The following is a 20,871-nucleotide window of genomic DNA, read 5'->3' on the forward strand; positions in this document are numbered from 1 at the left end:
AACGCTGTTGCCAAAGTGCAAGGGCGGGGGACAATGGCGGTGATGAACGGCATGCACCCAGCGAACCCCGAGCGTCCAGGACGGAACCCCGAGACCCCGGGGCACACGACGTCGTCGAACCCCACAGGCGGCACGGGGCCCGCAGGACCCGCAGGCCCCGCGAGCCCTGTGAGTCCCGCGGATCCCGTACGCCCCGCGCGCCAGGGGAAGCGCCCGAACGACGGCGCGGCCGGTGCCAATCTTCCGGTGCTGCGCGGCCACAACACCGCCCTCGTCCTCGACCTGCTGCGCACGGCGGGGGCTGTCGGCATCAGCCGGCTCGAACTGGCCGAGCGCACCGGCCTGACCCCGCAGGCGGTCAGCAAGATCACCGCGCGCTTGCGGGCGGACGGTACGGCGGCGGAGGCGGGGTTCCGCGCCTCCACGGGCGGCAAGCCGCGCACGGTCCTGCGGCTGGTGCCGGGCGCGGCGCACGCGGTCGGACTGCACCTGGACCGGGACGAGGTGACGGCGGTCCTGGTCGACCTCGCCGGGCATGTGGTGGCGGTCCGCGCCGCACCGCTCGACCTCGGCGCGCGCCCGGAGACGGTGCTCGACGTGGCGGTCGAACAGGTCGTGGCCGTCCGGTCCGAGGCGGACGGGCCCGTATCGGGCGGGTCCGCCGCGGACGTTCACGGGTCGCAGGACGTGCCCGTGCCGGATGCGCCACGGGCCACGGACCACGGGGACCCGAACCATGGGGCCACGAATCATGGAGCCGCGAGCCAGGGGCGGACGGGCGGCCGCGCGGCCGGGGGCGGGCTGCTCGGTGTCGGGGTCGCCATGCCCGGACCGCTCGACCACACCACCGGGACGACACGGCGGGTGACCGGGTTCCCGCACTGGGACGGCTTCCCGCTGCGTGACGCGCTCGCCGAGCGCCTCGGGCTGCCCGTCACGCTCGACAAGGACACCAACGCGGCGGCACTCGGGCTGGCCGCGAGGGGCGGTGCGGGGAGCGACTCGTTCGCCTATCTGCACCTCGGTACGGGGCTCGGCGCGGGGCTCGTCCTGAACGGGGCCCTGTACCGGGGAGCGCGGACCGGCGCCGGGGAGTTCGGGCATCAGGTCGTCCAGCTCGGCGGGCCGCCCTGCGACTGCGGGTACCGGGGGTGCCTGGAGGCGATATGCCTGGCCGCCGTCGCGCGCGGCGACCTCGCCACCGCGGCGGGGGTGTTGGGTGAGGGGGCGGCCAACCTCGTCTCGCTGCTGGACATCGACCGCGTGGTGCTGGGCGGGCGTACGGTCGCGGCGCACCGGGAGCAGTTCGTGACGGGGGTGGCGCGCGTGCTGGGGGCGCGGCCCGCTGGACGCGGGCCCGGAGCGGTACCGGTCACGGCGGCAGGGGACGGGGAGCGACCGGTCGCGGAGGGTGCGGCGCATCTCCTGCTCGCACCGGTGTTCGGCCACCGGATGGTGTGAGCGCGGGTCCTGCGGGGCGTACGTGGCGTAGAGGGCGCACGAGACGTACGTGACGTACGAGGTCTACGAGACGTACGAAGACGTACGCGGCGTACGAGGTGGGCGTGGTGGGACGGGCCGCCGAGGCCCGCAGGACGGGATGGTGCGCGAGGCGCACGAGGCACGGCAAGGACCAAGGACGCAGGTGTCACGGGAGCACCAGCCACACGGGTGCCATGGGCCGTGGAGGTGGCGGTGGCAGGGCTCTGGGGCGGCAGGGCGAGGTACCCGCCGGGTGCGCGAGCGGGTGACGGGAACGCGCAGGGCCTATTCGTATGATTTTCGAGCGGCTGGTGGTCGTGGTGACCGGGACCGGCGGCCCGCGCGTGGCAGCGTCGGCCCTCGTCCACCGCCCGCCCGCGACCAGCAGGGGTGACTCCCGTCATGCGACCACACCGTGCCGCCGCTCTGTCCCTCGGCCTCGCCGCGACCGTCCTTCCGTTGTCGGCGGGGTCCGTGTCGGCGGCCGGAGCTCCGCTCGCCGCTCCCACCCCCGTGCCCGCGTGCGGGAATCCCGCCGCGCACGCCTTCCCGATCCGTGCCCGCCTGCGTGGCGGACCCGGAACATACCGGGCGGGCGGTGGCGCGGGGACCTGGTACGTCGATCTCACCAACACCACCAGCCGAGCCTGCCGCAATGTGCACCCGGTCATCGTCGTCACCGGCAGCGGGCGCGACCTGAAAGCCGCTCAGGTCGCCCTGCGGCTCTCCGATGCCCACGGCACTCTGCGTTCGATCCCGCTCCGGGCCTCCGACGAGGACGAGATCATCGGGGTGCTGGACAAGGACACCACCGGCTTCACCGTGCCCGCGCGCGGGACCGTCACCCTGGACGCCGTCCTCGCCTTCGCGGACGGTGCGGCGTCGGGGGAGGCCACCGTCAGTGCCGCCGTGGTGCAGCGCGAGGGCAGTGACGGCGGCTGGGTCGGCGAGTCGGATCCTTACCGCTTCACGGTGATCGGAGGCCACGGCTCGGGGGATCCTGTGGGGGACCGCGACCCGGACCCGGACCCGGACCGGGACGGCACGGGCGAGGCGCCCGCGACGGGGTACGCGGAGCACCCCGAGCGCACCGACCCACCCGACCGTACGGGCCCCACGCGGGGGCCCGGTGGCCACGCGTCGGCCGGCACCGCATCCGGCGGCCGTACACCCGGCGGGCGGGAACCGGCCCTCTCCCGAGCGAGCGATGCCGCCCCCGGGTTCGGCCCGGTCTCCGCCTCGCCCGGCGCGGAATCCGAACCGGAGCCGAAAGCGGAACCAACACGCGAGTCAACACCGCACACCGGATCGGCGCCGGCTTCGGCACCACCAGGGGCCGGATCGGTCTCGGCGTCACCGGGCGCTTCGCCGGCGGCGGCGGAATCCGCGATCCCGCACCTCGCGGCGACCGGCGCCGCCCATGTCCTCTCCCGTACGGCCCTGTCCGTGGGGCTGATCGCGGCCGGCGCCGGGATCGTCGTCCTGGTGGAGCGGCGGCGCACCCGCAGGCCCTGACCTGCGCCGCGCTCGCCACGCGTGCGAACATCCCACCGTGGATCACCCTCTGGACTCCCGCCATCTCCAGGCCCCCGGTGCGCCGGTGCGGGCCGGCGTGCCCGAGCACGGCCGCGTTCCCAAGTACTACGCCGTCAAGACCCATATCGGCGCCCTCGTCGATGAGTTGGGGGAGGGTGAGGCGCTGCCGACCGAGCGGGATCTGGCCGTGCGGTACGGGGTCGCGCGGGAGACCGTGCGCCAGGCACTGCGCGAACTCCTCCTGGAGGGGCGGCTGCGGAGGCAGGGCCGGGGCACCGTGGTGGCGGGGCCGAAGCTGGAGCAACCACTGTCCCTCGCCAGTTACACGGAAGGGGTGCGGCGGCAGGGGCGCACACCGGGCCGGAGTCTCATCTCGCTGGAGCGCTTCCCCTGCACACCGGCGCTGAGCGCGGCGACGGGGGTGGCGGCGGGGGAGCCGGTGTGGCACCTGGAGCGTGTGCTGCTCGCCGACGACGAACGGGTCGGGCTGGAGAGCACGTACGTCTCCGTCGAGCGGGCTCCCGCGCTGGACACGGAGTTCGATCCCGACTCGTCGTTCTACGCCTACCTGCGCGAACAACTCGGTGTGTCCTTCGGGCAGGCCGACGAGCGGATCGAGACGGTACTCGCCACGCCCCGCGAGGCGCTGCTGATCGGCACCCCGCCCGCGCTGCCGATGCTGCTGCTGCACCGGGTGTCGAAGGACACCGGGGGCCGGCCGTTGGAGCGGGTGAGGACGCTGTTCCGAGGGGACCGGTTCAGCTTCACCACACATCTGGACGCCACGGAGTCGTAGCCAGGACGGGCGGAGGCGGCACACGAGCACAGAGCGCACCTGATAGGACACACCGATCACGGTGGCAGTACGGCCGGCGCGGCGCGATCACACGCGGACACACCGGAACCGGAAGCGAATGCACCGGAACCCGGACGCGCGTGCCGCAGGGGCGACCGTGGCGGAGCCGCCCTCCCAGCAGCCTTATCGCGACCAATGCGGCCGTATCGCCCTCTCCTTTGATAACGAAAAGATAACGGGTCTGGTCCAAACTTGGATGGGCGTTCACCATCTGGTTGCGGGCAGGACCGCCCGCGGACATCGGATCCGAGGAGTGTTTGCGCCGTGAGAGTCATCGTCGTAGGAGCCGGTGTGCTGGGCACGATGCATGCCTGGCACGCAGCAGCACGCGGCCACGAGGTCGTCCAGATCGAGCGGGAGCCGGAGGCGCGCGGGGCCTCCCTCCGTAACTTCGGCCAGATCTGGGTCAGTGGCCGCGCGGGCGGGGAGGAGCTTCAAACCGCCCTGCGTGCGCGGGAGTTGTGGGAGGGCATCGGGGAAGGTGTGCCGGCGCTCGGCTTCCGTGCCACCGGGTCGCTCACGCCTGTACGCACCGAGCGTGAGCTCGCCGTCGCCACGGCGGCGACCGAACGCCCGGACGCCGCGGCCCGTGGCTACAAGCTGCTCACGGCGGACGAGGCCCGCGCGCTCAACCCGGCGCTCCGTGGCGCGTTCAGCGCCGCACTGTGGTGTGAGCGGGACGCGGCCGTCGAGCCACGCACCGCGCAACTCGCCCTGAAGGAAGCACTGCTGGCGAGTGGCAGGTACACCTTCCTGGGCGGCCGGGAGGTGCGCGACGTCGTCGACATGCCGAACGGTGCGGCGGTACGGGACGACCACGGCGACACGCACACCGGCGACGCCGTCGTCCTGTGCACCGGCGCCTGGCTCGGCGGCCTCGTCAAGGAGCTGGCACCCGAACTGCCCGTACGCCGCGTCCGGTTGCAGATGATGCAGACGGATCCACTGGGCGAGGAGCTGCCGACGTCCGTGGCCGACGCGGACAGTTTCCGCTACTACCCGGCGTACGGCGGCGACGCGCTGCGTGCCCTGGTCGACGGGCAGCCGCAGGAGCCGGTCGCGGCCGAACACCGGATGCAGTTGCTCATGGTGCAGCGCCGCGACGGCGGGCTGACCATCGGCGACACCCACGCGTACGACGAGCCCTTCGCCTTCGACGTGCTGGAGGAGCCCTACGAACACCTCGCGGGTGTCGTGGAGGGCTTCCTCGGCAGGCCGCTGCCACGCGTCAGGCACCGGTGGGCCGGTGTGTACGCGCAGTGTGCCGACACCACCCGAGTGGTGCACCGCGAGCAGGTGCGCGACGGGGTGTGGCTGGTGACCGGGCCGGGCGGGCGGGGGATGACATGCTCGCCCGCCATCGCCGAGACGACCGCCGACGAACTGGGATGGTGAGAGAGATGACCGACAGGCCGACCGAGACACAGCACGACACGCAACACGAAACACAGCACGGCACGCGGCAGGGCACGACGCACGGCACGAAGAACAACACGAAGAACAACACGAAGATCACGCTGGTGGTGCTCGACATGGCGGGCACCACGGTCGCGGACGGCGGTCTCGTGGAGCGCGCCTTCTCCGCCGCCGCCGAGAGCTTGGGCGTGGAGGCGGGATCGGACCGGCACACCGAGCAACTGCGCTATGTGCGGGACACGATGGGCGAGTCGAAGATCTCCGTCTTCCGCCACCTGTTCGGTGACGAGGACACGGCGCAGCGGGCCAACCGCGCGTTCGAGAAGGCGTACGGGGACCTTGTCGCTCAGGGGCTCGTCGCGCCGGTCCCCGGTGCCGCCGAGGTCATCGGCGCGCTGGCGGAAGCGGGCCGTACGGTCGTCCTGACCACCGGGTTCGCCCGCGTCACGCAGGACGCGATCCTGGACGCGCTCGGCTGGCGCGATCTCGTCGCCCTCACCCTCTGCCCCGCCGACGCCGGCGGGCGCGGACGGCCGTACCCGGACATGGTCCTCGCCGCGCTGCTGCGTACCGGCGCGGCGGACGCGGTCGGCGAGGTCGCGGTCGTCGGTGACACGTCGTACGACATGGTCAGCGGCGTGCGCGCCGGCGCCGGTGCCGTCCTCGGCGTGCGGACCGGGGCGCACGGCGAGGACGCGCTGCGGCGCGCGGGCGCCGACGACGTCCTGGCGTCGGTCGCCGGCCTGCCCGCAGCGCTCGCGGAGTGGGACCGCTCGCGATGAGCACGACCGGCACCGCGCCAGGCAGCGGGATCCGGGGCTCCGGAGACCGTGGGGACGGGGCTCCGGACGGTGGGGCTCGCGGCAGTGGCATCCGGTTCGACGGGGTGAGTGTCGCGTACGGCGGGACGACCGTCCTCGACTCGCTGGACCTGACCGTCGAACCCGGCGAGGTGATGGCCCTGCTCGGGCCCTCCGGGTCGGGCAAGACCACGGCGCTGCGCGCGGTCGCCGGTTTCGTACAGCCGGTCGCGGGGCGGGTGTTCATCGGCGGTCGTGACGTCACCGCTCTGCCGCCCCACCGGCGTGGCATCGGGATGGTCGTCCAGCAGTACGCGCTGTTCCCGCACCTGAGGGTCGAGGAGAACGTCGCGTTCGGGCTGCGGGCCCAGCGGGATCCGAAGGTCCCGCGCGGCGAGATACCCGGCCGGGTGGCCGAGGCGCTTGAGATGACCGGCATGGCGGCGTACGCCCGGCGCCACCCGCGCGAACTGTCCGGTGGGCAGCAGCAGCGCGTCGCGATCGCGCGGGCCCTGGCGATCCGGCCGCGGGTGCTGCTGCTGGACGAGCCGCTGTCCGCACTCGACGCGCAGCTGCGCTCCGGGATGCTCGCCGAACTCTCCCGTCTGCATCGGGAGTTGCCGGACCTCTCGGTGCTGTACGTGACGCACGACCAGGTCGAGGCCTTGACGCTGGCCGACCGGATCGCGGTGATGGACCGGGCGCGGCTGCGGGACTGCGGTACGCCGCAGGAGCTGTACCGCGCGCCGCGCACGGAGTTCACCGCGAGTTTCGTGGGCAACGCGAACCTGCTGCCGGTGACGGTGTCGGACGGGGGCGTCCGGTTCGCCGGCACCGTACTCGCGGGGGTCGCGGCCCCTGAGGGCGCGGCGCCGGGAGCGACGGCCACGTTGTGTCTGCGCCCGCACCTCGTCGGCCTCGGAGACGGACCCAACGCGGTGGCGGGCACGGTCGCCGAGGTGCAGTGGCGGGGCTCGACCCACCGTCTGCTCGTCGAGGTGGCCGGGCACCGGATCAAGGCCGACGTGCGCGAACTGCGCGTCGCACCGGCTCTGGGGGAGCGGGTGACACTGCACTTCGCCTCGGAGGACGCGGTGCTGTTGCCGGGAGGCACGGATACCGGCGCCACAACTGCCGGTGCCCGTACCCCTGTTCCTGCCCCTGCCCCTGCCCTCACCCCCGCCCCCGCCGGTTCGGACGCCCTCGCGGCGGACGGCGGCACCGGTGCGGGTTCCCTCGGCGCGGACGCCGGGACGAGTCGTGGCTGAGCGCACCGCGACGGCGCGCCCGGCCCCGCCGGACACCGCCGTCCACAGCCCGGGGGACGCGCACACGGCCGGCGACGGTTCCCGGGCTCCGGGCGGTGTTCCTGAGACACCGGCGGGCGAGGGGGGACCCGGCCGCGAACGTGACGCGGATCGCCGGCTGCCCGTCTGGGCGTGGGCCGTGCCGCCGGTCGCCGCGCTCGCGGTGTTCTTCCTCTATCCGCTCTTCCTGGTGGTGCGCCAGTCCGTCACCCCCGACACGGGCGGCCTCTCCGTCCGGCCCTACAGCCAGGTCTTCACCTCCGCCGTCTTCGGCAAGGCCCTGTTCACCACCGTCTGGCTCGCCCTCGGATCCACCGCGGGCTGCCTCGTCCTCGGCTTCCTGCTGGCGCTGGTCATCGCCTTCGTGCCGTTCCCCGGGAGCAGGGCCGTCGCCCGGTTCATCGACGTGTTCCTGTCCTTCCCGTCCTTCCTGATCACACTCGCGCTCCTCTTCATCTACGGCACGGTCGGCCTCGCCAACGGCGCGTGGAGCGACCTGACCGGAGCCGCGTCCGGGCCGGTGCAGTTCCTGACCACGCCCTGGGGGGTGCTGCTCGCGGAGGTCACGTACTTCACGCCCTTCGTCGTACGGCCCCTCCTCGCGGCCTTCTCCCAACTCGACACGGCGCAGCTCGAAGTCGCCTCCTCGCTGGGCGCCCGGCCCGCGCGCATCGTGCGGCAGGTGATCCTGCCCGAGGCGCTGCCCGCGCTCGCGGCGGGCGGCAGCCTGGTGCTGGTGCTGTGTCTGAACGAGTTCGGCATCGTGCTGTTCACCGGCGCCAAGGACGTCACCACGCTGCCGATGCTCGTCTACAGCAAGGCCATCCTCCAGTCCGACTACGCCGGTGCGTCAGTGGTCGCCGTCGTCAACGTGGCCATATCCGTGGGCCTTTACACCGTCTACCGAATGGTGGCGCGTCGTGTTGGTGCATAGCCGCGGCGGCCGGTGGGCCGTCTGGATCGTGTTCTTCGTCCTCTTCCTGCCGCTGTTCGCACTGCCGCTGCTGGTGCTGCTCGCCGCGTCCTTCGCGTCCCGCTGGTCGGGAGTACTGCCGTCCGGCTGGACCGGTGCGAACTACAGCGGGGCCGTGCACGGCGACGCGCTCCAAGCCCTGACCACCAGCCTCGTCACGGCTGTGGTGGCGAGCCTGCTCGCGCTGCTCGTGGGGAGCTGGGCGGCGCTCGCTGCCGCCGCGCTGCGCAGGCACGGCCGGCGCCTGCTCGACGCGCTGTTCATGCTGCCGGTGGCCGTTCCGTCGGTCGTCGTGGGTCTCGCGGTGCTGGTCGCGTTCAGCAGGCCGCCGCTGCTGCTGAACGGCACCCGCTGGATCGTGATCCTCGCGCACACCCTGCTCGTCACCGCGTTCGCGTACCAGTCGGTGTCGGCAGCCGTACGGCGACTCGATCCGGCGTACGAGCAGATGGCCGCGTCCCTCGGCGCCCGTCCCTGGTACGTCCTGCTGCGTGTGCGGCTGCCCCTCCTGCTGCCGTCGCTCAACGCCGCCGCCGGTCTCTGCTTCGCCCTGTCCATGGGGGAGTTGAGCGCCACGATCATGCTCTATCCACCCGACTGGATGCCGCTGCCCGTGGAGATCTTCAGCTCCACCGACCGGGGCTCCCTCTTCGCCGGGTCGGCCGTGGCGGTCGTCCTGATGGCCACGACCCTGCTGGTACTGCTCGGCCTGGGCCGGATCAGGACCCGCGCCTCGTACCGCTGACCCCCGCGCGTCCCCCTCCAGCCCCCGCCCCTTCCCACCCCTCGGCGCCCCACTTCCCCCCTCACCCCCACTCCTCCTCCCTTTCGCCTCCCCCTGTCAGGAGAAGACAACGTCATGCGACGCATTACCCGACCCCTTTCCCTCGCGACCGCCGTGACCGGTGGCATCGTGCTCGCCGGGACCCTCACCGCCTGTGGCGGTTCCTCGTCCGCCGCGGACGCCAAGGTCGTCACCGTCTACAGCGCCGACGGGCTCAAGGGCGAGAAGAACGACGGCTGGTACGACAAGGTGTTCGCCGACTTCACCAAGAAGACCGGCATCAAGGTCAAGTACGTCGAGGCTGGCTCGGGCGAGGTCGTCCAGCGCGCCCTGCGCGAGAAGTCCAACACGCAGGCCGACGTCCTCGTCACACTGCCGCCCTTCATACAGCAGGCCGACGGGAAGGGGCTGCTCCAGAAGTACGCCCCAGCCGGCGCCGACCAGGTCGCCGCAGGCGACAAGGCGTCAGACGGTACCTGGACGTCCGTCGTCAACAACTACTTCGGCTTCGTCAGCAACAAGAAGGAAGCGGTGCCCGCCCCGTCCACCTGGGAGGACCTGCTCAGCCCGAAGTACCGCAACAAGCTGCAGTACTCCACCCCCGGCGTCGCGGGCGACGGCACCGCCGTCCTCGTCCAGGCCATGCACGACTTCGGCGGGGAGAAGCCCGCCCTCGCGTACCTCAAGAAGCTCCAGGCCAACAACGTCGGCCCGTCCTCCTCCACCGGCGCCCTCGCGCCCAAGGTCGACAAGGGCGACCTGCTCGTCGCCAACGGCGATGTGCAGATGAACTACGCGCAGTCCAAGACGATGCCCAACCTGAACATCTGGTTCGCCAAGAAGCAGGGCGGAACGCCGTCCACCTTCGCACTGCCGTACGCGGCCGGACTCGTCACCAAGGCCCCGCACAGCGCCAACGGCAAGAAGCTCCTGGACTTCATGCTCGGCGAGCAGGCACAGCAGGAGGTCTCCCCGATCGGTGGCGGCTTCCCCGCCCGCGGCGACGTCAAGGCGTCAGGACCCGACGCGGACGCGCTGGCCCGCCTGCTCGACGGCGTCCAGGTCTTCCAGCCCGACTGGACCGACATCGACAAGAACCTCAACACGTACGTGCAGGACTGGCAGAACGCCACCGGGAGCTGACGCGGGCGGCTCGGGTACACGGGGCCCCGAGCCGCTGGTCCCGGCCCGTCTTTCCGCGGGGCGCACCGGGCTCACCCGTCCCCCGGGGCCCACCGGCGCACAGGGCCCACCGGCCCGCCGGCCGGTGGGCCCGATCTGCCGTCAACGGGACGCTTTTCAGGGGTCGTTCACCCTCACCCGTTCGACGAGGCCGGTTGACCCGCGCCCGCGCCACCGGGCCCCCGGTTCCTGGACGGCACCGCCCGGAGCGACGGCCTACGCGGTCCCCTCCAGCAGCGTCCGCGCCGCCGTCAGGAACAGTTCGCTCACCTCGTCCGGCCCCGCCGTCGACAGCGGTTCGATACGGCTCACATCCCGTACGAGCCCGATCCCGACCAGCCACGCCAGCACCAGTTGGGCGCGCAGCCGCGCGTCCGGGGCGCTGGTGAGGGTCGCGAGCGCGGCCGCGTAGTCGTCGCCGAGCTGCTCCGCGATGTCCGCGGCCGGGCCGTCCGTGCCGAGTGAGCGCAGGAACGTCACCATGGTGTGGTCGCGTCGCCTGCCGGGTTCGTCCCGCAGCATGCTGCGCAGCGTCGTGTCGAGCAGTTGTTCCACGGGCGTCTGGTGCAGTTGCTCATGGCCGAGGCGTGCCGCGACGGCCTCGAAGACCGCGGCTTTCGAGCCGAAGTAACGAAAGATCAAGGACTGGTTCGCGCCCGCGCGACCCGCGATGTCCCGCACCGTGGTGCGGTTGAACCCGCGTTCGAAGAAAAGCTCCGCGGCGGCGTCGAGCAGTGCCTTCCGCGTCGCCGCCGCGTCGCGCGCCCTGGGGCGTGCGGGGCGTCCGGTTTCAGCCACATGTCCTCCCGTGCACACCGTATCCCCCGCTTCCCGGTCCGGGGTTTCCTTGACGGCCGGGAAGGTGCTGCCTAGCTTGTAAGCGTCTGCTTGCAAGACGTTCGGTCGCAGGGGCGCCACGGAGAGTGCGGACGACGGCTGTCCGGGGTCCCCCGCGAGCGTCCACCCCGTCGGCCACGTTCCCGTGGGAGAGATCCTTGACGAGCACCACACCCCCCACCGCAGCCTCCCTCTCCGCTCCCCAGCCCGTTCCCTACCCCTTCAACGAGGGGGACGGCCTCGCCCTGCACGAGGCGTACGCCGACGCCCGGGGCGGCGCGGGCATGATCCGGGTCCAACTGCCCCACGGCGGGCCCGCCTGGCTCGCGACCCGCTACGAGGACGCCCGGTTCGTCCTCGGCGACCTGCGGTTCTCCCGGGCCATGGCGGTCGGTGACGCGGAGGAGCCGCGCTACAACCCGGCCGTGACCCAGCCGAGCATCCTGTCGATGGACCCGCCGGACCACACCCGCCTGCGGACCCTCGTATCCCGCGCCTTCACCCGCCACCAGGTGGAAGGACTGCGGCCCTGGGTACGGCAGTTGACGTCCGACCTGCTGGACGCGATGCTCGCGTCCGGCTCCCGCGCCGACCTGGTCGACAGTTTCGCGCTGCCCCTGCCGGTGGCCGTGATCTGCGAACTCCTGGGCGTACCGGCCGAGGACCGGCCCAAGTTCCGCGCGTGGAGCGACGCGCTGCTCTCCACGTCCCGCCTCAGTGAGGAGGAGATGCGGGGCAACCAGGAGCAGTTGACCGCGTACATCTCCCAGTACGTCGCCGAGCGCCGCGCCCGTCCGCAGGACGACCTGATCTCCGGCCTCATCGAGGCCCGCGACGCCAAGGACCGCCTCAGCGAGCAGGAGATGGTCAGCCTCTGCCTCGCGATCCTCGTCGCGGGCCACGAGACGACGGCCTCCCAGATACCCAACATGGTCTGGGTACTCCTCGAACAGCATGATGAATGGCAGCGGTTGGTCGGCGACCCGGAGCTGGTGCCCGGCGCCGTCGAGGAGTTGATGCGCTACATCCCCCTCGCGTCGGGCGGGTTCTTCCCCCGGTACGCGCACGAGGACATCGAGGTCGGCGGTGTGCTCGTGCGGCGGGGCGAGCCGGTCCTCGTGTCTCTCGGAGCGGCCAACCGGGACCCGGAACGCTTCGAGGACCCCGACGTGCTCCGGTTCGACCGGCCGGCCAACCAGCACCTGGGCTTCGGCCACGGTGTGCACCACTGCCTGGGCGCCCAGCTGGCCCGGATGGAACTCCAGGAGGCACTGCGCGCCCTCGTCACGAAGGTGCCGCAGCTGCGGGTCACGGGTGACGCCGTGTGGAAGCGGCAGATGCTGGTGCGGGCACCGCGGTCCCTGCCGGTGGGGTGGTGAGGACACGATGACCGACTGGCACATCGAGGTGGACGGACACGTCTGCGTCGGCTCCGGCATGTGTGTCGCGCTGGCACCCGACCGGTTCGCCCTGGACGGCCCGGCGGCCCGTGTGGTGCCGGGCGCGGCCGACGCGGGCGCGGACGACGTGCTGCTCGACGTGGCGGACTCCTGCCCGGCCTCGGCGATCACGGTGACGGACGGCGGCTCCGGGCAGGTGTTGGGCCCCCGGCCGTGACGGACGCCGGGGAGCGGAACGTTCGTGACGGCCCACGCGGGGCGGCGCCCCCGCACTTAAACCCCCGCCGTCCGTAGCGCCTTCGTGCGTGCGGCTGCCGCCCCCGCGTGCCCGCGTGTGCCGGGCGCCGGTCCGGGGGAGTGCGACGGTCCGTCCGGGGCGGTGGCGACAGTCGCCGCCCCGTACCACCGGGACACGGGCCGCCGGCGCGTACCCCCAACGCGTGCCGGTGGCGGCGCACGGACTGCGGGAACACCGGCGAGAGCCGGGCGCCACGCCACCCTCGCCCCGAGGACGGGAACCGCGGCACCGGAAACGGACTCCGGGCCGGAACCGGAACCGAAAGCGGAGCCGGCACGGGAAATGCGAGCGCACGCAGCAGCCGGAGCCGGAGCCCCAGGCGGAGACGGGGCCAGGGCCCTGACCCTGGCCCTGACCCTGGCCCTGGTCCGGGCCGAGTGCGCCCGCGCGGGCGCGGCTCCGGCCCTGCCGGAGCCGCCCGCCGCCCGCCAGGGCTGTCCCGCTCCCGTAACGCGGCGCCGCCCGTGGGGGAGCGGGAGGCTGAGCGGAGGAGATTGCGCCGCTCGTTAGGCTGGGCGTCTCGTTACCACCGCAGAGCGGAGAACAGGCCAGTGGCAGAGCGCAAGCCCATCGAATCGTGGCTCACGGACATGGACGGTGTCCTCGTGCACGAAGGGGTTCCGATCCCGGGCGCCGCCGAGTTCCTGAAGCGGCTGCGGGACTCGGGCAAGCCCTTCCTCGTCCTCACCAACAATTCCATCTACACACCCCGCGATCTCCAGGCCCGGCTGTCCAGGATGGGTCTGCAGGTGCCGGTGGAGAACATCTGGACGTCCGCCCTGGCCACCGCGAGGTTCCTGGAGGACCAGCGGCCCGGCGGCACCGCGTACGTCATCGGTGAGGCGGGGCTGACCACCGCGCTGCACGACATCGGCTATGTGCTCACCGACCACGAGCCCGACTACGTGGTGCTCGGCGAGACGCGCACGTACTCATTCGAGGCGCTCACCCGCGCGATTCGCCTGATCAACAACGGCGCACGGTTCATCTGCACGAACCCGGACGAGACCGGCCCGTCGGCTGAGGGCCCGCTGCCCGCCGCCGGTGCGGTCGCCGCGCTGATCACCAAGGCGACCGGCAAGGACCCGTACTTCGCGGGCAAGCCCAACCCGCTGATGATGCGTACCGGCCTCAACGCGATCGGTGCCCACTCCGAGACCAGCGCGATGATCGGCGACCGCATGGACACCGACATGCTGGCGGGCCTGGAGGCCGGGGTCGAGACGTTTCTCGTGCTGACCGGTGTGACCAAGCGCGCCGACATCGACCGGTACCCGTTCCGCCCGTCGAACACCGTCGATTCGATCGCGGACCTCATCGACCTGGTCTGATTCGGCGCACGAGCAGGTCAGCGCCGTGTCCGCAGGGCCGATCGGGTGAGGTGACCCCGGCTCTGCGGATGCGGAAAGGCTGCGGGCGGGTGAGTCTTCCTGTCAGGAGGAGGTTCACGATGCGTTCAAGGTTGCTCGCTTTCCGTGCCGCCGGTGTGGCCGTCATAGCCGTCGCGGCCCCGGTCCTCGGGGCCACCGGCGCCCAGGCGCGTGACGGTGTCACCGCCACCGTCAGTCCCACGGTCATCGCCGCCCAGGGGCAGGTGCAGGTCAAGGTCGAGGGCTGCAGGGACGGCCGGGCCACGGTCTCGTCCAGCGCGTTCGCCCGGGTGGTCACCATCAGCGGATCCCGCCGCACCATGTACGGCGATGTCTCGATCAAGTCCGTGATGGCCGCCGGGAGTTACGACATCAGCGTCAGCTGTGACGGACACGACCACGGCCGGGTGGGCCGTTTCCAGGTCGTGGACGCGGGTCGCGGCGACCGCAGTCACGAAGGGCGCGACGGCCACCCGGTTCCCCATGCCCCCGTGCAGGCGGGAGGCGGCGGCACGGCGGTCAACGCCGCGGACGTCCGCGAGACGGCGGAGCCCGAGCAGTCAGGACCAGGCACCGCGTACACGCTGACCGGCCTCGGTCTCGCCGGAGTCGCCGCGGTCACCGTCGCGTACCGCACCACCCAGCGCAGGCGCGCGGCTGCCGCGTCCGCCGGCCGGGACGCGGACTGAGGGCGGCGGGCGTGTCCGACGGGAAGTCCGCCACCGGCTCCGGCCGGGGTACCGGCCGCGCGGTCACCGGGGTGGCCTGGGCCGTGCTGCTGCTGGGGCTCTGGCTCTGGGGCCGCGGCGCCGCCGACGGTTCGGCGGGCGGCGCCTCGGCGCCCGCCACGGGTGACATCGCGGCCGTCGGCAGGCCGCTCGGCGTGCCACTGCCGCCGGCGCACCGCCCCCTCGATCCGTCACGGCCCGAGCGCGTCGAGATTCCGTCACTCGGGATCACCGCGCCCGTCACCGCGCGCGGCCTCGACGCGACGGGCGCGGTCGACCCCCCGCCGTACTCCGCACCCGGCACGGTCGGCTGGTACGGCGCCGGTACGCAGCCGGGCGCCGCGGGCACCTCGGTCTTCGTCGGGCACGTGGACACCGACACCCGGCCCGCGGTCTTCTACGGACTGAGCGCGGCGAAGGCGGGCAAGAAGGTACGGGTGACGCGGGCCGACGGCTCGGTCGCCGAGTTCACGATCAGCGATGTGGAGGTCGTGCCCAGGAAGCACTTCGACGCCGCGAAGGTCTACGGCGCGGGCCGGCGGAACCGGGCCGACCTGCGGCTGATCACCTGCGGTGGGACCTTCGACCGCAAGACCCACGCATACACGGCGAACGTGGTGGTCTCGGCCTACCTGACGGGGGTCGTGGACGCTGGTTCCGGCGAGCGCGACGGCGACAGGACCACGAAGGCCGCGGCCGGCTGAGACGCTGCCGCGCCCGGACGGCCGGGAGGACGGCTCCGCGTCGCACGCGGCGCCCTCCGGCACCGGGCGCCGCCGCGACCCGACCTGCCTGCCAGGGCCTGACCCGCCGCGACCGCCTGGCTCACCCGATCTGCCTGCCAGGGCCTGACCCGCCACGACGCGGCCGGGCCGGCCTGACCTGACCCGGCATGGCCCCACGCGCCACGCCCGACCTGGCCTCGCCCGGCCCGGTCCGCGCGGCACGCCCCCGACCCGGCCCGGCCGGCGACCCGCTCCCCCAGGGGTCGTCGGCCGGGCCGGTCCTCGACCGCGCGGGGCCGGGCGCTCGCTGAGGTGTCCGGCCCGCGCGGGAGATCAGGAATGATCATGACCCTGTCATAGTACCGGGAATTGTCGATTTAGCGCCCCCGTTTGGCGGTGCGGTCCGCCCCTCGGCAGGGGCCGCGCCCAGGCGGAGGGGGGAGTGCGAGAGGCCCCCGCGCCACATGGTGCGCGGGAGCCTCTTCCTGCGTGCGTCCCGGGTGCCGTGGCCGACGCGCGGGTCGGTCGGGAGCCGGGGAATGGTCGCACCCTACGCCGACTTTCTGGGCAAACCGGGCCTTTCGGTCCACGCCACGCCCTTTCAAAGAGGTATTTACTACCTTCGATCCGTCAGAATGCGACTTATTAGGGCAGTTGAGACACTGGCGTTCTTGACACCGCGTCAGACACGACCTTGATGAGCGTGGAGGGATCAGATGACCGTCCCGGTCTTCGAAGAGTACGAACCCGCTCTCGACTGCCCTTGTGCGGGATGCGCGCAGCGGCGGCGGGAGCGAGCCCAGAGTGCGGCCGGCCACGACGGCGGCCCCGGCGCGCGGCGCGCGCTGGCACTCGCCACAGCGGTGGGGCTCGCCTGGGGGTGCTCCACGATGGCGGCCTCGGCCGCGACGCCCCATGCCCCCGGTGACGCCACGGCGCCGCACGTCCGCGCGGTGGCGCCCGGCCTGTCCGGCCGGTCCACCGGCTCCAGCGGAACCGCCGGCTCGGCCGCGGCCGCCACCTCCGCCGCGACCGCCGCCGACCAGGACCCGGGAACACCCCAGGGCGGCAGCGGACCGCTGCACGGGAAGCCCGGCGGCAGTGGCCCGGCCACGGATCTGGCGAAGACCACACGCGCCGAGATCATCAGCCGCGCGAAGCGGTGGGTGAGCGCCCAGGTGCCCTACAGCATGACGACGTACTGGAGTGACGGATACCGGCAGGACTGCTCCGGCTACGTGTCCATGGCCTGGAACCTGCCGGAGAACGAGTGGACCGGCAGCCTTTCGGAGTACGGCGACAAGATCGCGCGCGCGGACCTCCAGCCCGGCGACATCCTGCTGTTCCACAACCCCGACGACCCCAGCAAGGGATCGCACGTCACGATCTTCGGCGGCTGGGCGGACGCCTCGCACGCCACGTACCTGGCCTACGAGCAGACGCCGCCGCACACGCGGGCGCAGACGACGCCGATGGCGTACTGGTCCAACTCCGACAAGTACATCCCGTACCGCTACAAGGGGATCGAGGAGGGCGCGGCCGGTGCCGCGGCCCCGGCTCCCGTGGCGTTCCCCGGTGCGGCGAAGTTCGGTCCCGGCGCGAACAACGAGTACGTCACCCGGCTCGGCCGGATGCTGGTGGCGCGCGGCGGCAAGCGCTTCTACACCGACGGTCCAGGCCCGCGCTGGGGCGAGGCGGACCAGCGGGCGACGCAGGCGTTCCAGCAGGCGCAGGGGTGGCGGGGGAGTGAGGCGGACGGGATGCCGGGCCCCGGGACCTGGCGCCTTCTCGTCCAGGGCCTCGGCAAGGACATCCCGCCGGCGACCGACTCCGCCGCCCACGGCAAGCCCGCCTCCGCGGCCTCCGCATCCCCTGCGGCCCCGTCGGTCCCGGCGGCGCAGGCCAAGCCGGCCGCTTCGGCCGTGCCGGTCGCGAAGGCGCCCGCGTACCCGGGCAGCCAGTACTTCGGGCCCGGCCGGTCGAACGCGTACGTCGAGCAGCTCGGCGAGCAGCTCGTGAAGAAGGGCTTCGGCACGCAATACACGAACGGCCCGGGCCGTACGTGGGGCGAGCCGGACCGCAGGAACGTGGCGGCGTTCCAGCGGGCCCTGGGATGGCGGGGCGGCGCGGCGGACGGCCACCCGGGCCCGGAGACATGGCGACGACTGTTCGCGTGACGGAGGAAAGCATGACGACGACGACCCCGCCCCACGACGCCCGGCCGCCGCAGGCCCCGCCTACGGCCGGGGCCCCCGCGGGCCTGCCGGCCGAGGGCGGCACGCCCCAGGAGGCGTCCGGGGCGCAGTCCGGGGCAGAGCCCGGGCGGGCCCCCGCGCCGCTGCCGGGACCGGTGGCTGAAGGGCCGTCGGGGGCGGGCGGCGCCGGGGAGGCACGGGGCACGACCGCCCACGAGCCCGACGCGGCGACGGCGACGACCGGCACGAGCCGGACGGCTGACACGCCGGAGATGACCGGGACGAAGGACACCACCGGGACGGGGGAGCGGACGGAGACGTCCCGTGCGACGGGCCTTCTCACGGTGCCGGGCCTCGCCCTCGACGACGGCGCCCCTGCCGACGCGACCACTGCCGGCCCCGGTGACGACGGCCCCGGCGATGGGTGCGCCGCGGGGGCCGCCGGGGTCGCACCCGTGGCTTCGGAAACGGCGTCCACGAGGAACGTGAGCGACGCGACAGGTTCGGCGGGGACTCCGGACGGGACGCCCGCCCCCGCTTCCGCTTCGGGACCCGCGTTCTCCGAGCCCGGCCCCGCTTCCGGGCCCGCGGTCTCCGTGGCCGGACCCGCCCGGCTCGTGGGCGGCATCGCGACGCCCGGGCCGGCCGAGGGCGACTGGGCCTTCGCCGACCGGCCGGGCGGGGAGGACGCGTTCGTGGGGGCACTCGCCGGGTCCGGAACGGCCCGGCGCAGCCCGCTGATCGTGGGCGAGGCGACCCACGAGATCCCCGTGCACCTGCTCTTCCGCGACGAGGTCGACCCCGCCGTGCGCCGGTCGCCCACCGTCGTGGGGCGCCGCCTGGGCACCGGTGAGCAGCCGCGTATCCGCCGCACCGCACCGCCGACCCGGCCCGAGACGCCCCTGGACCCCCGGTTCAACGAGCGCCCGGGGCCCGCGCTGCCCGGCTGGGCCGCCGCGTTCGCCGGGGCGCTCACCCTCCTCGGCTGCCTCGCCCTGCTGTGGCGGGCAGGCGCCCTGCCCGACATGCTCACCGCTCTGGCGGGGCTCGCCCCGTACCCGTACCACGGCATCGGTCTCGGCCAGTGGCTGCTGCTCACGCTCGGCGTGCTCGTGCTGCTGTTCACGCTCGGCGGCCTCAGCCGGGGCCGGGTCGGGCACGCGCTCGTGCTGACCCTGTTCGGCGAGTACCGGGGCAGCGTCCGCAGGACAGGACTGCTGTGGATCAGCCCGCTGCTGCTGCGCCGCCGGGTCGACGTACGGCTGCGCCACTGGCGTTCCGAGCCGATGCCGGCCATGGACGCCAACGGCACCGGGCTGCGGGTCGTCGTCCTCGTCGTATGGCGGGTGCGGGACACCGTACGGGCGACGCTCGGTATCCGGGACCACGAGGAGTACCTGCGTGAGCAGGTCGAGGCCGCGATGGCGCGGGTCCTCTCGCAGCTGCCGGCGGACGCCTTCCACGGCATGTCGCCGACGCTGCGCAATGTCGAGGCCGTCGGGGACTCGCTGACCCGGGTGCTCTCCACCGAGTGCAGGGCCGCCGGCATCGAGGTGTTCTCCGCGCAGCCGACCCGCATCGAGTACGCGCCGGAGATCGCCGACGTGATGCGGCGCAGCCGGATCGCGGCGCTCGACGCCCGCCACCGGGACACGGTCCTGAACGCCGTGGTCGACGCGGTGGACGACACCGTGCAGCGGCTCACCGCGCGCGGTCTGGTCGAACTGGACGACTACGAGCGCAAGGCGCTCGTGAAGGACCTGACGGTCGCGTTCTACACGGGCAGGGCGGGCAGCCCGGGCGAACGCCTCTGAGGCCGGTGCGGGACCCGGAGCCGTCGGACACGCACAAAGGCCGTGGATCATGTGACATGATCCACGGCCTTCGTCTGCAGTGCGCCGCCAGGGACTCGAACCCCGGACCCGCTGATTAAGAGTCAGCTGCTCTAACCAACTGAGCTAGCGGCGCTTGCTGACGTAGTAATCATACCTGCTCCCCATCGGTGCTTGTGACCACGGCCGGGACGGCCGTCCGCCGCCGTCACGTCCAGGAGGCGGGGGCGTGACGGCCCCCGTTCTGCATGGTCAGCGTCAGTGCGAGCGGGGCCGCCTCCCGGTTGAGCGTGGCCGCCGCCGCCCGCAGCTGGTGGGCGCGCTCGACCGGCAGCGACAGGGCGAGCGCGCCCACCGTCGAACCCGCCGTGAGGGGGACGGCCGCGCAGACCGTGCCGACCGCGTACTCCTGGAGGTCGAGGACCGGGACGGTGGGCGGCTGGCTGTCGAGACGGGAGAGCAGCACCCGCTCGTTGGTGATCGTGCGGGAGGTCAGGCGCGCCACCTTGTGCCGGGAGAGGTGGTCCCTGCGGCTGTTCTGGTCGAGCTGGGTGAGCAGGCACTTGCCGACCGCGCTGGCGTGCGCGGCCGCGCTGAACTCGACCCACTCGGTGACGGCGGGCATGTCAGGACCCGCCGCGACCTGGGTGACGCGGAGCTCGCCGTCGATGTACCGGCTTATGTAGACGGCGGCGCCCAGCGAGTCCCGCAGCCGGGTCAGCGCCTGCTGGAGCTTGGCCTCCAGCGTCCGCCCCCGCGCCGCGTCCGAGCCGAGCAGGGCCAGCGGGTCCCCGGCGATGTACGCGCCGTCGGCCAGCCGCTCCACGTACCCCTCGCGGCTCAGCAGCGCGAGCAGGGCGGACAGATGCGCGGGCGGCAGCCCGGTCTCGCGTGCGATCCCCGGTTCCCTGACGCCGTTGCCGTACCGGAAGACCGTCTCCAGCACGCGCAGCACGTAGTGCACCGAGTGGAACGGCGGGTTCGGATCCCCTCTGGCCACCGCGCTTCCCCCTCCACCTCTGCTTCGCCTCGCGGCCCGTGGCCTCCGCCGCTCGGGCGAACTCCAGGGCAACGATAACCAGGAGTGCGGACGGACAGGCGGCAATTGTCCTGGGGCACCGGCGCGGTTCCGGTCCCCCGCACGCGGTGC

Annotated in this window: 18 protein-coding genes and 1 tRNA gene; 16 read left to right on the top strand and 3 right to left on the bottom strand. The window is 73.1% G+C overall.

Going from position 1 to position 20,871, the window contains the following annotated elements; all coding sequences use genetic code 11:
- Positions 1-51: 51 nt before the first annotated feature.
- The 9 genes from OG310_RS22760 to OG310_RS22800 all read left to right on the top strand — a co-directional run bounded on the left by OG310_RS22760 (position 52) and on the right by OG310_RS22800 (position 10,297).
- A complete protein-coding gene (locus OG310_RS22760; protein WP_329460320.1) occupies positions 52-1,461 on the top strand; it encodes an ROK family transcriptional regulator in 1,410 nt (469 codons plus the stop codon).
- 423 nt (positions 1,462-1,884) lie between these two features.
- On the top strand, positions 1,885-2,997 hold the full coding sequence (locus OG310_RS22765) for a hypothetical protein (RefSeq protein WP_329457719.1): 1,113 nt from the start codon (positions 1,885-1,887) through the stop codon (positions 2,995-2,997).
- Positions 2,998-3,034: 37 nt separating this feature from the next.
- A complete protein-coding gene (locus OG310_RS22770) occupies positions 3,035-3,814 on the top strand; it encodes a GntR family transcriptional regulator (protein WP_329457720.1) in 780 nt (259 codons plus the stop codon).
- Positions 3,815-4,138: 324 nt separating this feature from the next.
- Positions 4,139-5,269: a TIGR03364 family FAD-dependent oxidoreductase gene (locus OG310_RS22775; protein WP_329457721.1), complete on the top strand. Its 1,131-nt coding sequence runs from the start codon at positions 4,139-4,141 to the stop codon at positions 5,267-5,269.
- A 5-nt stretch (positions 5,270-5,274) separates the two neighbouring features.
- Complete coding sequence (locus OG310_RS22780; RefSeq protein ID WP_329457722.1) at positions 5,275-6,072, top strand: HAD family hydrolase; 798 nt, start codon at positions 5,275-5,277, stop codon at positions 6,070-6,072.
- A 104-nt stretch (positions 6,073-6,176) separates the two neighbouring features.
- Positions 6,177-7,358, top strand: coding sequence for an ABC transporter ATP-binding protein (locus OG310_RS22785; protein ID WP_329457723.1), 1,182 nt, complete (start codon positions 6,177-6,179; stop codon positions 7,356-7,358).
- 157 nt (positions 7,359-7,515) lie between these two features.
- Positions 7,516-8,331, top strand: coding sequence for a 2-aminoethylphosphonate ABC transporter permease subunit (locus tag OG310_RS22790; protein WP_329460321.1), 816 nt, complete (start codon positions 7,516-7,518; stop codon positions 8,329-8,331).
- A complete protein-coding gene (locus tag OG310_RS22795; protein WP_329457724.1) occupies positions 8,318-9,115 on the top strand; it encodes an ABC transporter permease subunit in 798 nt (265 codons plus the stop codon). The genes OG310_RS22790 and OG310_RS22795 overlap by 14 nt, the downstream gene beginning before the upstream one ends.
- A gap of 114 nt (positions 9,116-9,229) precedes the next feature.
- Positions 9,230-10,297 carry a 2-aminoethylphosphonate ABC transporter substrate-binding protein gene (locus OG310_RS22800; protein ID WP_329457726.1) on the top strand — a complete coding sequence of 356 codons (1,068 nt, stop codon included), beginning with the start codon at positions 9,230-9,232 and terminating at the stop codon, positions 10,295-10,297.
- Between the two features lie 255 nt (positions 10,298-10,552).
- Here the strand turns inward: OG310_RS22800 and OG310_RS22805 are convergent, their stop codons facing one another.
- Positions 10,553-11,134, bottom strand: coding sequence for a TetR/AcrR family transcriptional regulator (locus OG310_RS22805; RefSeq protein WP_329457727.1), 582 nt, complete (start codon positions 11,132-11,134; stop codon positions 10,553-10,555).
- 197 nt (positions 11,135-11,331) lie between these two features.
- Here OG310_RS22805 and OG310_RS22810 point away from each other — a divergent pair, with 197 nt between their 5' ends.
- From OG310_RS22810 to OG310_RS22840, 7 genes are all read left to right on the top strand, one after another.
- Positions 11,332-12,552, top strand: coding sequence for a cytochrome P450 (locus tag OG310_RS22810; protein WP_329457728.1), 1,221 nt, complete (start codon positions 11,332-11,334; stop codon positions 12,550-12,552).
- 7 nt (positions 12,553-12,559) lie between these two features.
- Positions 12,560-12,790, top strand: a complete 231-nt coding sequence (locus OG310_RS22815; RefSeq protein WP_329457729.1) for a ferredoxin — start codon at positions 12,560-12,562, stop codon at positions 12,788-12,790.
- A 632-nt stretch (positions 12,791-13,422) separates the two neighbouring features.
- Positions 13,423-14,202 (top strand): HAD-IIA family hydrolase, encoded by a 780-nt coding sequence (locus tag OG310_RS22820; protein WP_329457730.1) that lies wholly within the window; start codon positions 13,423-13,425, stop codon positions 14,200-14,202.
- A gap of 119 nt (positions 14,203-14,321) precedes the next feature.
- Positions 14,322-14,930 carry a hypothetical protein gene (locus OG310_RS22825; RefSeq protein ID WP_329457731.1) on the top strand — a complete coding sequence of 203 codons (609 nt, stop codon included), beginning with the start codon at positions 14,322-14,324 and terminating at the stop codon, positions 14,928-14,930.
- A gap of 11 nt (positions 14,931-14,941) precedes the next feature.
- Positions 14,942-15,673: a class F sortase gene (locus OG310_RS22830; RefSeq protein WP_329457732.1), complete on the top strand. Its 732-nt coding sequence runs from the start codon at positions 14,942-14,944 to the stop codon at positions 15,671-15,673.
- A 737-nt stretch (positions 15,674-16,410) separates the two neighbouring features.
- Positions 16,411-17,871, top strand: coding sequence for a peptidoglycan-binding protein (locus OG310_RS22835; protein WP_329457733.1), 1,461 nt, complete (start codon positions 16,411-16,413; stop codon positions 17,869-17,871).
- A gap of 11 nt (positions 17,872-17,882) precedes the next feature.
- Positions 17,883-19,703: an SPFH domain-containing protein gene (locus tag OG310_RS22840; RefSeq protein WP_329457734.1), complete on the top strand. Its 1,821-nt coding sequence runs from the start codon at positions 17,883-17,885 to the stop codon at positions 19,701-19,703.
- 80 nt (positions 19,704-19,783) lie between these two features.
- On the opposite strand, the gene OG310_RS22845 is transcribed toward OG310_RS22840, so the two are convergent.
- Both OG310_RS22845 and OG310_RS22850 read right to left on the bottom strand, forming a co-directional pair.
- Positions 19,784-19,857: transfer RNA gene (locus OG310_RS22845), tRNA-Lys, on the bottom strand.
- Positions 19,858-19,929: 72 nt separating this feature from the next.
- Positions 19,930-20,721 (bottom strand): IclR family transcriptional regulator domain-containing protein, encoded by a 792-nt coding sequence (locus OG310_RS22850; protein ID WP_329457735.1) that lies wholly within the window; start codon positions 20,719-20,721, stop codon positions 19,930-19,932.
- Between the last annotated feature and the right edge of the window lie 150 nt (positions 20,722-20,871).

This window comes from Streptomyces sp. NBC_01497 (assembly GCF_036250695.1).
Taxonomy (GTDB): Bacteria; Actinomycetota; Actinomycetes; order Streptomycetales; family Streptomycetaceae; genus Streptomyces.

What these genes read in the sequence shown, in the direction of transcription:
- OG310_RS22800 (WP_329457726.1), top strand. Translation starts at nt 9,230, where the DNA reads ATGCGACGCATTACCCGACCCCTTTCCCTCGCGACCGCCGTGACCGGT.
- OG310_RS22765 (WP_329457719.1), top strand. Translation starts at nt 1,885, where the DNA reads ATGCGACCACACCGTGCCGCCGCTCTGTCCCTCGGCCTCGCCGCGACC.
- OG310_RS22780 (WP_329457722.1), top strand. Translation starts at nt 5,275, where the DNA reads ATGACCGACAGGCCGACCGAGACACAGCACGACACGCAACACGAAACA.
- OG310_RS22840 (WP_329457734.1), top strand. Translation starts at nt 17,883, where the DNA reads ATGACGACGACGACCCCGCCCCACGACGCCCGGCCGCCGCAGGCCCCG.
- OG310_RS22825 (WP_329457731.1), top strand. Translation starts at nt 14,322, where the DNA reads ATGCGTTCAAGGTTGCTCGCTTTCCGTGCCGCCGGTGTGGCCGTCATA.
- OG310_RS22760 (WP_329460320.1), top strand. Translation starts at nt 52, where the DNA reads ATGCACCCAGCGAACCCCGAGCGTCCAGGACGGAACCCCGAGACCCCG.
- OG310_RS22815 (WP_329457729.1), top strand. Translation starts at nt 12,560, where the DNA reads ATGACCGACTGGCACATCGAGGTGGACGGACACGTCTGCGTCGGCTCC.
- OG310_RS22835 (WP_329457733.1), top strand. Translation starts at nt 16,411, where the DNA reads ATGACCGTCCCGGTCTTCGAAGAGTACGAACCCGCTCTCGACTGCCCT.